Source organism: Hymenobacter bucti (assembly GCF_042681145.1).
Classification (GTDB): domain Bacteria; phylum Bacteroidota; class Bacteroidia; order Cytophagales; family Hymenobacteraceae; genus Hymenobacter; species Hymenobacter bucti.
Genome location: NZ_JBHUFD010000001.1, coordinates 1095964 through 1108510, shown reverse-complemented (window position 1 = coordinate 1108510; position 12547 = coordinate 1095964). Strand labels below are relative to the sequence as shown.

Annotated in this window: 13 protein-coding genes; all 13 read left to right on the top strand. The window is 61.5% G+C overall.

Features of this window, described 5'->3' with window-relative positions:
- The first annotated feature begins 78 nt into the window (after window positions 1-78).
- The 13 genes from ACFSDX_RS04615 to trpA all read left to right on the top strand — a co-directional run bounded on the left by ACFSDX_RS04615 (window position 79) and on the right by trpA (window position 12525).
- Window positions 79-1185: an alkene reductase gene (locus ACFSDX_RS04615; RefSeq protein WP_382312009.1), complete on the top strand. Its 1107-nt coding sequence runs from the start codon at window positions 79-81 to the stop codon at window positions 1183-1185.
- A gap of 286 nt (window positions 1186-1471) precedes the next feature.
- A complete protein-coding gene (locus ACFSDX_RS04610) occupies window positions 1472-1924 on the top strand; it encodes a MarR family winged helix-turn-helix transcriptional regulator (protein ID WP_382312008.1) in 453 nt (150 codons plus the stop codon).
- 46 nt (window positions 1925-1970) lie between these two features.
- Window positions 1971-2351, top strand: a complete 381-nt coding sequence (locus tag ACFSDX_RS04605; protein WP_382312007.1) for an Ohr family peroxiredoxin — start codon at window positions 1971-1973, stop codon at window positions 2349-2351.
- A gap of 186 nt (window positions 2352-2537) precedes the next feature.
- On the top strand, window positions 2538-3377 hold the full coding sequence (locus ACFSDX_RS04600; protein ID WP_382312006.1) for a CvfB family protein: 840 nt from the start codon (window positions 2538-2540) through the stop codon (window positions 3375-3377).
- A 203-nt stretch (window positions 3378-3580) separates the two neighbouring features.
- Window positions 3581-3964: a BlaI/MecI/CopY family transcriptional regulator gene (locus ACFSDX_RS04595; protein WP_382312005.1), complete on the top strand. Its 384-nt coding sequence runs from the start codon at window positions 3581-3583 to the stop codon at window positions 3962-3964.
- Window positions 3957-5396: a POTRA domain-containing protein gene (locus ACFSDX_RS04590; protein ID WP_382312004.1), complete on the top strand. Its 1440-nt coding sequence runs from the start codon at window positions 3957-3959 to the stop codon at window positions 5394-5396. Before ACFSDX_RS04595 ends, ACFSDX_RS04590 begins: the two co-directional genes overlap by 8 nt.
- A 243-nt stretch (window positions 5397-5639) precedes the next feature.
- On the top strand, window positions 5640-7082 hold the full coding sequence (locus ACFSDX_RS04585) for an anthranilate synthase component I family protein (RefSeq protein WP_382312003.1): 1443 nt from the start codon (window positions 5640-5642) through the stop codon (window positions 7080-7082).
- A 173-nt stretch (window positions 7083-7255) separates the two neighbouring features.
- A complete protein-coding gene (locus ACFSDX_RS04580) occupies window positions 7256-7825 on the top strand; it encodes an anthranilate synthase component II (protein ID WP_382312002.1) in 570 nt (189 codons plus the stop codon).
- Between the two features lie 81 nt (window positions 7826-7906).
- Window positions 7907-8902 carry an anthranilate phosphoribosyltransferase gene (trpD, locus tag ACFSDX_RS04575; protein ID WP_382312001.1) on the top strand — a complete coding sequence of 332 codons (996 nt, stop codon included), beginning with the start codon at window positions 7907-7909 and terminating at the stop codon, window positions 8900-8902.
- Between the two features lie 112 nt (window positions 8903-9014).
- Window positions 9015-9821, top strand: coding sequence for an indole-3-glycerol phosphate synthase TrpC (gene trpC, locus ACFSDX_RS04570; RefSeq protein ID WP_382312000.1), 807 nt, complete (start codon window positions 9015-9017; stop codon window positions 9819-9821).
- 6 nt (window positions 9822-9827) lie between these two features.
- Window positions 9828-10466 carry a phosphoribosylanthranilate isomerase gene (locus ACFSDX_RS04565; protein WP_382311999.1) on the top strand — a complete coding sequence of 213 codons (639 nt, stop codon included), beginning with the start codon at window positions 9828-9830 and terminating at the stop codon, window positions 10464-10466.
- 27 nt (window positions 10467-10493) lie between these two features.
- Window positions 10494-11693: a tryptophan synthase subunit beta gene (gene trpB, locus ACFSDX_RS04560; RefSeq protein WP_382311998.1), complete on the top strand. Its 1200-nt coding sequence runs from the start codon at window positions 10494-10496 to the stop codon at window positions 11691-11693.
- Window positions 11694-11742: 49 nt separating this feature from the next.
- A complete protein-coding gene (trpA, locus tag ACFSDX_RS04555; protein ID WP_382311997.1) occupies window positions 11743-12525 on the top strand; it encodes a tryptophan synthase subunit alpha in 783 nt (260 codons plus the stop codon).
- Window positions 12526-12547: the final 22 nt, after the last annotated feature.

Below are 12547 nucleotides of genomic sequence, written 5' to 3'. Positions count from 1 at the left end.
ATACAATCAAGCACAATACAAGCGAATTTCCCCAAAGCATACAGCTACCAACTGGCAGCTCCTTTTGTTTTTCAAACCATGAGCCAAAATACTGTTCTGTTTACCCCTTTCAAGGTAGGCGCCCTCACCCTACCCAACCGCCTGGTAATGGCGCCCATGACGCGCAGCCGCGCCAAAGCCGAAGGCAACGTGCCCGACGACTCGACGGTGAAATACTACGTGCAGCGCGCCTCGGCCGGCCTCATTATTACCGAAGGCTCGCAGGTATCGCCCCAGGGCGTGGGCTACATCTACACGCCCGGCATTCATAGCCAGGAGCAGGTGGCGGGCTGGAAAAAAGTGACCGATGCCGTGCACGCGGCGGGCGGGCGCATCTACATTCAGCTGTGGCACGTGGGCGCCATTTCGCACCCCTTCTTCCACAACGGCGAGTTGCCGGTGGCCCCGTCGGCGGTGCAGCCCAAGGGCGTGCAAGCCTTCACGGCCAACGGCCAGGAGGAAATTCCAACGCCCCGCGCCCTCACAACGGAGGAAGTAAAAGCCACCGTGGAAGACTTCCGCCAAGCGGCCAAGAACGCCCACGAGGCTGGCTTCGACGGCGTCGAGATTCACGGCGCCAACGGCTACCTGGTTGACCAATTCATTCAGGACGGCACCAACCAGCGCACCGACGAGTACGGCGGCAGCGTGGAGAACCGCGCCCGCTTTGCCCTCGAAGTAGTGCAGGCCGCCGTGGACGTGCTCGGCGCCGACCGCGTGGGCATCCGCCTCGCGCCCACGGGCACCATGGGCGGTATTAAGGACAGCGACCGCCTAGGTACCTTCAGCTACGTCACCGAGCAGCTCAACAAGTTTGGGCTGGCTTACCTGCACGTGATTGAGGCGCTGCCCGGCCACCCCATGGCCGCCAAAGATGGCAAAACCGTAGGCCCCGCGCTGCGCAAAATCTTCACCGGCCCCTTCATCCTGAACGGCGGCTACACCCAGGAAACCGCCGAGCACGCCCTCGAAAACCAGGAGGGTGACCTCGTCGCCTTCGGCGTGCCCTACATCGCCAATCCCGACCTGGTGGAGCGCTACCAGCAGGGCGCGGCCCTCAACCAGGCCGACCCAGCTACCTTCTACGGCGGCGACGACAAGGGCTACATCGACTACCCTTCGCTGCAAGAGCAAGCCGCTAAGTAGCGCCAGGCATCGGCCGGAAACGACCAGTGCTTAGCGCCCTAGGTACCCAAAAACCGTTCTGGCTTAGGCCAGAACGGTTTTTTTTGCGTTGCCCCGCCTGCTGGCAGGTGCGTGGCCTTGCGAACTGCGGGGCCTGAGTCGTCGCTATCCCTAGTCCAAACCTTCGGGGCTGACTGGGCTGCGCGGCAGCACTCCAAAAAAAGTAAATGAGCGATATATAAAATAAATTTTGGTTGTGTGCAATTAAAATTCTTACAACTATCTTTACACTCTAAAACCGAAGGCTATGAACGACTCGTCCACCTCGCACTGCAACCCGCTGCTCAAGCTTGATAATCAGCTTTGCTTTTCGGTGTATGCCCTGTCGCGCCTCATCACCAAGGCCTACCAGCCGCTGCTCGACACCCTAGGCGTTACGTATCCGCAGTACCTGGTGCTGCTGCTGCTCTGGGAGCACGAGTCGCTGACGGTGAAGGAGCTGGGCGAAAAGCTACTGCTCGACTCGGGCACGCTCACGCCGCTGCTCAAGCGCATGGAGCAGCGCGGCTGGCTCAGCCGCCGCCGCGCCACCCACGACGAGCGCTCGGTAATAGCCACCCTGCTACCCGCCGGCCGCGACCTAGAGCGCCAGGCGCAGGAGATACCCACCAAGCTGGGCAGCTGCTTCGATATGAGCGTGGAGCAAATAGGCGAGCTGCGTCAGCACCTGCAGCCGCTCATCGCCAAACTAACCAGGTAACTGCCCCCACTCTTTTCTTTTTTGACTGCACAAAAGCATTCAGCGCTTGTACACGGCAAAAGCAAAGGTTACCGGTGGCCGCGCCGGCCGCGCCATCTCGTCTGGTAATGTTATCGGCCTGCCCCTGAGCACGCCCAAGGAAATGGGCGGCCCTGGCAAAGCCGACTCGACCAACCCCGAGCAGCTCTCCGCCACCGGCTACGCTGCCTGCTCTGACGGCGCCCTTAACCTAATGGCCCGTATGGAGACCCCCCCCATTACCGGCAGCACTGTGGAGGCCGATGTGAGCTTTGACAAAGCCGGCGAGCACTACGGCATAACCGTGGATTTGAATGTGAACCTGCCCGGTTTCGACCAAGCCCAGGCCGAAGAGCTGGTAGCCAAAGCTCACCAGGTGTGCCCCTACCCGCGGCAACATCGAGGTTAACCTCAGCACCACGACCAACGCCTAGGTTACCATTTTAAGTAGCGAAGGCAGCCGTTTGCCCCCTCGGGAACCAGCTGCCTTCGTGTTAAGCTTCTGCGCCCATCCGCGCAAATCTTCCGCGCCTTCCGCGGTAAACAACATAAGGGAAGCGCTGCCGACCTTTGCCCCCAACCCAGCCCCTACCCCATGCTTCACCTCGGCGATTTTAACGACCTCGAAATAGCCCGCGAAGTCAGCATCGGCTTCTACCTCACCAGCGACGACGGCGACCTGCTGCTGCCCGAAAAGTACCGCCCCGTGGGCGCGCACGTGGGTGACACGATTCGCGTATTCGTGTACCGTGACTCCGAAGACCGCCTCATTGCCACTACCTTGGAGCCGCTGGCGGTGGTCAACAGCTTCGCCACCCTTGCGGTGCGCGACGTGGGTGGGCCCGGCGCCTTTCTCGACTGGGGCCTCGAAAAAGACCTGCTGCTGCCCCACGCCAACCAGCGCCACGCCGTGCAGGTGGGCGAGCGCGTGCTCGTGTACGTGTATCTCGACGACGCCACCGACCGGCTGGTAGCCTCGGCCAAGTGGCAGCAGTTCCTCAGCCCCGAGCCCTTCGAGGGCGCCGAGGGCACGAGCGTGCAGCTACTCATCGCGGAGGAAACGCCCCTAGGGTACTCCGTCATCGTGAACGGCACCCACGCGGGCCTGCTCTATAGCAACGAGGTTTTCCGGCCGCTGCGCACCGGCGAGTTGCTGCCGGGCCACGTGCGCCAGGTGCGGCCCGATGGCAAGCTCGACGTGCGCCTCGGCCAGGCCGGCTACGACGAAGTCGAAACCGCCGCCAACCTCGTACTCGCCGCCCTGCGCGACCGCCCCAATAAGACGCTACCCCTAGGCGACAAAAGCCTAGCCGACGACGTGTACCGCCGCCTCGGCATGAGCAAAAAAGTATTCAAAAAAGCTCTGGGCTCTCTCTACAAACAGGGCCTAATAACGCTGGGTCCGGAAGAAACCCGTTTGGCAACGACAGAATAGCTTCCGCGTTTCTTCCGCGTCAAAATACGCTCTCAAAGCCCGCTGCGCCACCCGGCCCAGCGGGCTTTTTTATGCCCGATTTTAAAGGTTGTTGCAACCTGAGCACCGGCGGCCGGCTCTCTATTTTGACTAAAAACTGATTAATACGTTATAAAACGCATAAACCAGTTTTTAAACTGATTTATCAGTTATACATTTACCCCATGGAGGAATTAACCAAAACCGAGGAGCCCATCATGCAGGCGCTCTGGAAGTTGAAGCAGGCGTTCGTGAAGGACATCATCGAGCACCTGCCCGACGACCCCAAGCCGCCCTACAACACCGTGTCGTCGGTGGTGCGCATCTTGGAGCGCAAGGGCTACGTGGGCTTCAAGGCCTACGGCAAGACCTACGAGTACTTTCCGCTCCTTAGCAAGGCACAATATCGGGCGCAAAGTCTGAAGCGCATGCTGGCCCGCTACTTCGACAATTCGCCGGCCGCGCTGGTGTCCTACATGGTCGAAGAAAGCCTGAACCCGAAGGAGATTCAGCAGCTACGCAAGCTGCTCGACGAGGACGAAGCCAAAAACTCGACCGGCCGTGGGTAGCGGCTTCTTGCTCTACCTGGCAGCGGCCACTAGCTGCCAGGGCGTGTTTGCGTTGGGCTACTGGCTGCTGCTGGCGCCGCTCTCCACCTTCGGCTGGAACCGCGCTTATCTGCTCGGCGCGCTCGGGCTGAGTGCGGGGCTGCCGCTGGTGGCGCTGCCCGCCGCCTGGGCGCAGCTACTGGGGCCGGCGGCGCTACCGGCGGCTACGCTGCCAGTGTGGTACCTAGGAGCAACTGCCCTGGCGCCGGCTACTGCCGGAGCCGCGCCCACCAGCATTCCCTGGTTATTGGTAGTGTTGATTATCTATTGGCTAGGCGTAGCGTGGCAGGCGGGCCGCACGGCGCGCAGCCTAGGGTGGCTCTACCGCCTCAGCCGGCGGCACCCGCGCACCCGCCTGGGTCGGGGCTGGCTGGTGCAACTGCCCGAGCCCAGCCGGCCGGCGTTCTCGTTTGGGCGCTGCGTGTTTTTGTCGCCCGCCCACGCCCAGCTTCCCGCCGCCGACTACGCGCTGCTGGTGCAGCACGAGCAGGTGCACGGCGCGCAGTACCACTCGCTCGATTTGCTGCTGGCCGAGGCCCTAGGGTGTTTTTTTTGGTTCAATGGCCTCGTACCCTACTTCCAGCGGCAACTGCGCCTGGTACACGAGTACCTCGCCGATGCCGCCGTGACGCGCCCGGCGGGCAACCGCGTGGCCTACGGGCGCCTGCTGCTCAAGCTGGCGGCCGGACCGCTGCCCTCTTCGCTGGTGCACCCCTTTGCCGCCCGGCAGGTGGCCCAGCGCATTCACATGCTCACCTTCCCCCCTTCTTCTCCCATGCAAAAGCTTCGTTTTCTGTTGATTATTCCGGTAGCGGCCCTGGCCTGGGTTGGCGCCGCTACGCTGAATCCAACCCCATCGGTCGCGGCCGGACTGCCTAAGGTTCAGCCAGTAGCCAAGGCGCAGAGTCGCATTGGCACCATCACTTGGCAGGGTAATAAATTCCTGACCACGACGCAACTCAACGAGGCCCTAGGGCTTAAATCCGGCGACCTCTACAGCAAGGAAACGCTGGAAAGGACACTTGCCTACCGGCCCGACAACCGCGACGTGACCTCGCGCTACATGGACCAGGGCTACCTGTTTTTTCAGATTACGCCGACCGCCACGCCCCGGCCCGACGGCACTACCGACCTGCTGTTTACCATCAGCGAAGGCGCTACGGCGCGCATCAATAGTGTGGTCGTGAAAGGCAATCAAAAGGTGCCCACCGCTGATGTGCTCGCGCTGATTCCGCTGCACAAAGGCGAGCTATTCAGCCGCGCCAAGCTAATTCAGTCGCAGAAGACGATGGTCGAGAGCGGCCTTTTCGACCCCACCAAAATCGGCATCAACCCCCAGCCCGACGTGGCCAACGGCTTGGTCAATATCGAATACGTGCTTATCGAAAAGTAGGCACGCGGTATTTTTCCTGCCTAAAAATTTGCTTTTTCCCAAAAGCATCGTTCCTTTGCCCCCGCAAACCTATTTCAATTATGTCTTTCTGCGCAACCGTTTCGCAAAGCTGGTGGCCCTCAACCTTTCCCAAGGCTGAGCATTAGGCATATATAGTTGGTTGAACCCCTTAGAGATTCTCCAAGCCCGCTGCTCACCGCAGCGGGCTTTTTTGTTGTTTTAGCTTCCCGTTTTTTCCCTGCCATGTCGGCCGCCCCCGAAGTTTCCTCCGCCATCCTCGTTCACAGTCGCCACCGCCGGCTGCTGGCCGATACCCTCACACCGGTGAGCCTCTACCTGCGCCTGCGCGACCAGTTTGTGGGCACGCTGCTACTCGAAAGCTCCGACTATCACGGCAACAACAATAGCTTTTCCTACCTCTGCTTCAGCCCCGTAGCGCGCTTCGAGCTCGATAAAAACCAGCTCACTACCCAGCGCCCTGGCCAGTCCGCCAGCACTGCTACGCTCGCCGACCCGCGCCAAGCCCTGGGGCTGCTGCGCGAGTTTCGGGAGAGCTTCCAGCCGGCCGCGCCCTCTGGGCTACCGTTTATCACGAATGGGCTGTTTGGGCACATGGCCTACGAAGCGGTGCAAAACTTTGAGGACGTAGAGTTGCGCGACAAGCCGGGCGCCAGCACGGTGCCGGCCATCGTGTACCAGGCGTTTCGCTACGTCATCGCCATCAACCACTTCAAGGACGAGCTCTTTCTGTTTGAGCACCAGTACCTAGGCAAGGGCGAAGAGCCCGCCGCCGATACGCTCGACCAGATAGAAACGCTCATCCAGAGCCGCAATTTTGCCACCCACCCCTTCCGGCTGAGCGGCGAGGAAACCTCCAACGCTACCGACGAGGAATACTTAGAATTGATTCGCCTGGGGCAGCACCACTGTCAGCGCGGCGACGTGTTTCAGATTGTGCTTTCGCGGCGCTTTCAGCAGGGGTTTCAGGGCGATGAGTTCAACGTGTACCGGGCGCTGCGCTCGCTCAATCCGTCGCCCTACCTGTTCTTTTTCGACTACGGCAGCTACAAGATTTTCGGCTCCTCGCCCGAGTCGCAGATTGTGATTAACAAGGGCCAGGCCGTGCTCTACCCCATCGCGGGCACCTTCCGCCGCACTGGCGACGACGCGGCCGACGCCCGCCTGGCCCAGCAGCTCCTCGACGACCCCAAGGAAACGGCCGAGCACGTGATGCTCGTGGACCTGGCCCGCAACGACCTCAGCCGCCGCTGCGACGTGGTGGCGGTCGAGCGCTTCAAGGAAATTCAGTACTACTCGCACGTTATCCACTTGGTTTCCAAGGTAGTGGGCCAGCTCGGCGCCGATACCGAGCCGCTCGACGTAGTGGGCGAGACCTTCCCCGCCGGCACGCTCTCGGGCGCCCCCAAGTACCGCGCCATTCAGCTCATCGACCAGTACGAAAGCACGCAGCGCGGCTTCTACGGCGGCTGCATCGGTGCCCTCGACTTCGGCGGCGACTTCAACCACGCCATCATGATTCGCACCTTCCTCAGTAAAGACAACACGCTCTTCTACCAGGCCGGCGCCGGCGTAGTAGCCAAATCAGTGCCCGCCAGCGAATTGCAAGAGGTGCATAACAAGCTGGGCGCGCTACGCGCCGCCATGCAGCAGGCCGAGCGGGTGTAATTGGAATACGGTCGTCATGCAGAGCGCAGCGAAGCATCTCGCGTGCTGACGTTAGCAAACGTAAGAGATGACTACGCCACGCGAGATGCTTCGTTACGCTCTGCATGACAGCCGTTTTTATACGCTCCCACCGCCCGCTGATAATTGCTCATTATTAATTGTTAATTGAAATAATGCCTATCCTGGTTCTCGACAACTACGACTCCTTCACCTACAACCTCGTGTACATGCTGCGCGAGCTGGGCCAGGAAGTAGACGTGTTTCGCAACGATAAAATCAGCCTCGATGAGGTCGATAAGTACTCGCACATCTTGCTGTCGCCCGGTCCCGGCATCCCGAGCGAGGCGGGCATCATGCCCGAGCTCATCAAGCGCTATGCGCCTACCAAGCATATCCTGGGCGTGTGCTTGGGCCACCAAGCCATCGGCGAAGCCTTCGGCGGCCAGCTCGCTAACCTTGGCGAGGTGCACCACGGCGTGGCGCACGTACTGCACCAGACGCCCGACGCGGCCGATAACCGCCTTTTCAACGACGTGCCCAACGACGTGCGTGTAGGCCGCTACCACTCCTGGACCATCGCGCCCGACGGCGTGCCCGCCGAGCTGCGCGTGACCGCCGTAGACGAAAATGGCCAGGTGCTGGCCCTCGCCCACCGCGAGTACGATGTCCTAGGGGTGCAGTTCCACCCCGAGTCGGTGCTGACCGAGCACGGCAAAACTATGCTGGCAAATTGGTTGAAGTAGCGCAAAGCGCTGTTTCGCGTTGCCGTCATTCAGTCTACTTCTTTTAAGCAACGATACGCGAAGCGGAGCTTCGCGCTACTCATGAAAGACACGCTCAACCACCTCTTTGCCTACCGAACGCTGCCCCAGGAAGAGGCGCACCGCGTAGTGCTGGGCATCGCCCAAGGCCAGTACAACCCGGCCCAAATCGCGGCCTTCCTTACCGTGTACCTCATGCGCAGCGTAACAGTGGAAGAGCTGGCCGGCTTCCGCAACGCGCTGCTGGAGTTGTGCCGCCCCGTAGACCTAGGCGGCGTGGATGCGATGGACGTGTGCGGCACCGGCGGCGACGGGCGCAACACCTTCAACATCTCCACCTTATCGGCTTTCGTGCTGGCCGGCGCGGGCCAGCCCATCGCCAAGCACGGCAATCACGGCGTATCGAGCATCAGCGGCAGCAGCACAGTTCTGGAGCACCTAGGAGTGCGCTTCACGGCTGATAACGACCAGCTGAAACGGCAGCTGGACGAGGCGAATATCTGCTTTTTGCACGCGCCGCTGTTTCACCCGGCGCTGAAAAACGTGGCCCCGCTGCGCAAGGAATTGGGCGTAAAAACCTTCTTCAATATGCTCGGCCCGCTCGTGAACCCCGCCCGGCCGCGCTTGCAGCTGGTGGGCGTGTTCAGCCTGGAGCTGGCCCGCCTCTACGCCTACCTGCATCAGCAGGAGACGAACCGGGAGTTTCTCATCGTGCACAGCCTCGATGGCTACGACGAGGTGTCGCTCACGGGGCCGGTCAAGCTCATCAGCCGCCACGGTGAGGAGCTGCTCTCGCCCGCCGACCTAGGACTGCCGCAAACCACGCCCGAGGCGCTGTTCGGCGGCGACACGGTGGCCGAGGCTGCCCACATTTTCATGAACGTGCTGCGCAACGAAGCCCCCGCCGCCCACCGCAACGCCGTACTCGCCAACGCTGCCCTGGCGCTGCGCACCGCTGGGCGCGCCGCTGATGCAGCCGAAGGACTAGCCCAGGCCGCTGAGTCGCTGAACAGCGGCCGGGCGCTGGCGGCATTTGAAAAATTATTGTCTTTGAATTAATTGTAAATCGTTGTCATGCAGAGCGCAGCGCATTATATCGCTTGCCCCGTTGCCGACATAAAAGATTAGTGCGCTACGTGAAATGCTGCGCCCTGCATGACCGACTAAAAAAATGACCATTCTAGATAAAATTGTAGCCGAAAAGCGCCAGGAAGTAGCCCGCTGCGAAGCCGAAACCTCGGTGGAAACCTTGCGGACACAGCCCGATTTCACGCGCCCCATTATATCGGCGCGGGCGGCGCTCACGGCGGCCGGCTCCACGGGCATCATTGCTGAGTTTAAGCGACGCTCGCCTTCCAAGGGCGTTATTAATGGCACGGCGGAGGCCGGCGCAACCACGGCCGGCTATGTGGCGGCGGGCGCGGCCGTGTTGTCGGTACTCACCGATGAGCCGTTTTTTGGCGGCACGCCAGCCGACCTGCGGGCGGCGCGGGCAGCCTGCCCAGCTACCCCGATTTTACGCAAGGATTTTATCGTCAGCGAATACCAGATTACCGAGGCCCGGGCAATGGGCGCGGATTTGATTCTGCTCATCGCCAGCTGCCTCACGCCAGCCGAGGTCAGGCAGTTCAGCGAGTTTGCGCACGGCCTGGGGCTGGAAGTGCTGCTCGAAGTGCACGACGAAGCCGAGCTACGCAGCCACCTCACCGATAGCGTTGATTTAGTGGGCGTCAACAACCGTAACCTGGCCACCTTCGCTACTGACGTGGATACGTCGGCGCGGTTGGCGGCAGGTATTCCCAGCCACTTCGTGCGGGTGGCCGAGAGCGGCTTGCAGCACGCCAGCACCATTTTGGCGCTGCGCGAAGCGGGCTACCGGGGCTTTCTGATTGGGGAGACGTTTATGAAAACTGCTGACCCGGCGGCGGCGCTGGCTGGGCTAGTGGCCGAACTATCCGGCTCGGTTTCGGCTTCTTAAACGATTATGAAAGTCAAAATCTGCGGCATGCGCGAGGCGGCCAACCTGTGGGCGGTAGCCGACTTGAAGCCCGACTACCTAGGGTTTATTTTCTACGGAAAATCGACTCGCTACATGCGCGACACGCTCAGCGCCAGCCGGGTGCGCAACCTGCCGGCCGGCATCAAACGCGTGGGCGTTTTTGTAAACGCGGACCTAACCAACGTGCAGGCCACGGCCAGCGCCTACGCCCTCGACTACGTGCAGTTGCACGGCCACGAAACCCCCGAATACTGCCAGCAGGCGCGCGATTCGGGCCTGCATATTATCAAAGCATTCGCGGTGGGCGAAACCTTTGATTTCACGACCCTGACGACCTATGAGCCAAGCTGCGATTTTTTCCTCTTCGATACTAAGGGCGCGCTGCCGGGCGGCAATGGCACGGCCTTCGACTGGCAGATTCTGGCCGGCTACGCGGGCACCACGCCCTTTTTCCTGAGCGGCGGCCTGGGGCCGGATAACTTGGCCGCGCTGCTCGCTTTTCACCACCCGCAGCTCTACGGCTTCGATTTTAATAGTCACCTCGAAACCACGCCCGGCGTAAAGGATGTGGCCGTGACGCAGCAGCTGCTTCAGCGCCTGCACCACGAGTCCGCCAACTCATGACTTTTAACTCATAACTCTTAACTATATATGACTGCCCCCTCCCCCTACCAGGTTGATGCCGCCGGCTACTACGGCCCCTTCGGCGGCGCCTACGTGCCCGAAATGCTGTACCCCAACGTGGAGGAGCTGCGCGATAACTACCTGCGCATCACCCAGGACCCGGATTTTCAGCGCGAGTTTCAGCAGCTGCTGACCGACTACGTGGGGCGGCCCACGCCGCTCTTTTTGGCCAAGCGGCTGTCGGCCGAGTACAACACCACCATCTACCTCAAGCGCGAGGATTTGTGCCACACCGGCGCTCACAAGATTAACAATACCATCGGCCAGATACTGGTGGCGCAGCGTCTGGGCAAGCAGCGCATCGTGGCCGAAACCGGCGCTGGCCAGCACGGCGTGGCCACGGCCACCGTGTGCGCCCTCATGGGCCTGGAGTGCATCGTGTACATGGGCGAAATTGACATCGAGCGGCAAAAGCCCAACGTGGACCGGATGCGGATGCTGGGCGCCAAAGTGGTGCCCGCCCGCAGCGGCAGCAAAACCCTGAAGGACGCCACCAACGAGGCCATGCGCCACTGGATAAGCCACCCCACCGACACGCACTACATCATCGGCTCGGTAGTTGGCCCGCACCCCTACCCCGACATGGTGGCCCGGTTTCAGTCAGTTATTTCGGCCGAAACCATCAGCCAGCTCCTGCACCAAACCGGCCGCGCCACGCCCGACTTTATGCTGGCTTGCGTGGGCGGCGGCTCCAACGCGGCGGGCGCCTTTTACCACTACCTAGACGAGCCCAGCGTGCGCCTGATTGCCGCTGAGGCGGCCGGCCAGGGTGTTTCCTCCGGCCACTCGGCCGCCACCACGGCCCTAGGTAAGCCCGGCATCCTGCACGGCGCCAGCACCATCCTGATGCAGACCGACGACGGGCAGGTAACCGAGCCCTACTCGATTTCGGCGGGGCTCGACTACCCCGGCATCGGGCCGCAGCACGCGCAGCTGTTTGCCACCGGACGAGCCGAATTTTTGTCGATTACCGACCGGCAGGCACTCGATGCGTCGTTTCAGCTTTCGCGGTTGGAGGGCATTATTCCGGCCCTCGAAACGGGCCACGCGCTGGCTTGCCTACCGCTCATTGGGGCTAAGAAAGATGATGTGGTGGTAGTCTGCCTCTCGGGCCGCGGCGATAAGGATTTGGCTACTTACACCAAGCATCTGGAAGAATATTCTTAATCGTTTTTGGTAGGGTGCGGGGCTTGCCCCGCACCCTACACCTTCAATCATGAACCGCCTCATCGACCTATTCCAACACAAAACCGCTGACGTTCTCAACGTCTATTTCACCGCCGGCTTTCCGCAACTCGGCGACACGGTGCCCATCCTGCGAGCCTTGCAAGACGCGGGCGCCGACCTAGTGGAAATCGGCATGCCGTACTCCGACCCGGTGGCCGACGGCGAAACCATCCAGCGCAGCAATCAACAGGCGCTCGAAAACGGCATGACCGTGGCCACGCTCTTCGAGCAGTTGAAAGACGTTCGCCAGCAGGGCCTCACGGTGCCGATTCTACTCATGGGCTACCTCAACCCGGTGGTGCAGTTCGGGGTTGAGAAATTCTGCCAGCAGTGCCAGGAAGTGGGCGTTGACGGCGTGATTTTGCCCGACCTGCCGCTCGAAGTGTATGAGCGCCAGTACCGCCCGCTCTTCGCGCAGTACGGCCTGAAAGTGGTATTCCTGGTGACGCCGCAGACCAGCGCCGCCCGCGTGCGCCAACTCGACGCCCTGGCCGATGGCTTTATTTACCTCGTGGCCGCCGCCGGCACCACCGGCGCCCAAACCGACATGAACGCCGACGTGGACGCCTACCTCAGCCGCACCAAGGCCCTAGGGCTCCAAAACCCGACGCTCGTGGGCTTCGGCATCAGCGACGCGGCGAGCTTCGCGGCGGCGAGCCGGCATACGACGGGCGCCATCATCGGCAGCGCGTTTATCCGGCTGCTCCAGCAAACGCCGGCCGAGGGGCGCACGGCCGCCATTACGGATTTTGTGCATAGCATCCGGGAGTAACGTTTGCTGAGTTGCCTCACGC

Coding starts and splice junctions, on each gene's coding strand:
- trpC (WP_382312000.1), top strand. CDS start 9,015: ATGACCATTCTAGATAAAATTGTAGCCGAAAAGCGCCAGGAAGTAGCC.
- trpD (WP_382312001.1), top strand. CDS start 7,907: ATGAAAGACACGCTCAACCACCTCTTTGCCTACCGAACGCTGCCCCAG.
- trpA (WP_382311997.1), top strand. CDS start 11,743: ATGAACCGCCTCATCGACCTATTCCAACACAAAACCGCTGACGTTCTC.
- ACFSDX_RS04565 (WP_382311999.1), top strand. CDS start 9,828: ATGAAAGTCAAAATCTGCGGCATGCGCGAGGCGGCCAACCTGTGGGCG.
- ACFSDX_RS04580 (WP_382312002.1), top strand. CDS start 7,256: ATGCCTATCCTGGTTCTCGACAACTACGACTCCTTCACCTACAACCTC.
- ACFSDX_RS04610 (WP_382312008.1), top strand. CDS start 1,472: ATGAACGACTCGTCCACCTCGCACTGCAACCCGCTGCTCAAGCTTGAT.
- ACFSDX_RS04600 (WP_382312006.1), top strand. CDS start 2,538: ATGCTTCACCTCGGCGATTTTAACGACCTCGAAATAGCCCGCGAAGTC.
- trpB (WP_382311998.1), top strand. CDS start 10,494: ATGACTGCCCCCTCCCCCTACCAGGTTGATGCCGCCGGCTACTACGGC.
- ACFSDX_RS04585 (WP_382312003.1), top strand. CDS start 5,640: ATGTCGGCCGCCCCCGAAGTTTCCTCCGCCATCCTCGTTCACAGTCGC.
- ACFSDX_RS04595 (WP_382312005.1), top strand. CDS start 3,581: ATGGAGGAATTAACCAAAACCGAGGAGCCCATCATGCAGGCGCTCTGG.
- ACFSDX_RS04615 (WP_382312009.1), top strand. CDS start 79: ATGAGCCAAAATACTGTTCTGTTTACCCCTTTCAAGGTAGGCGCCCTC.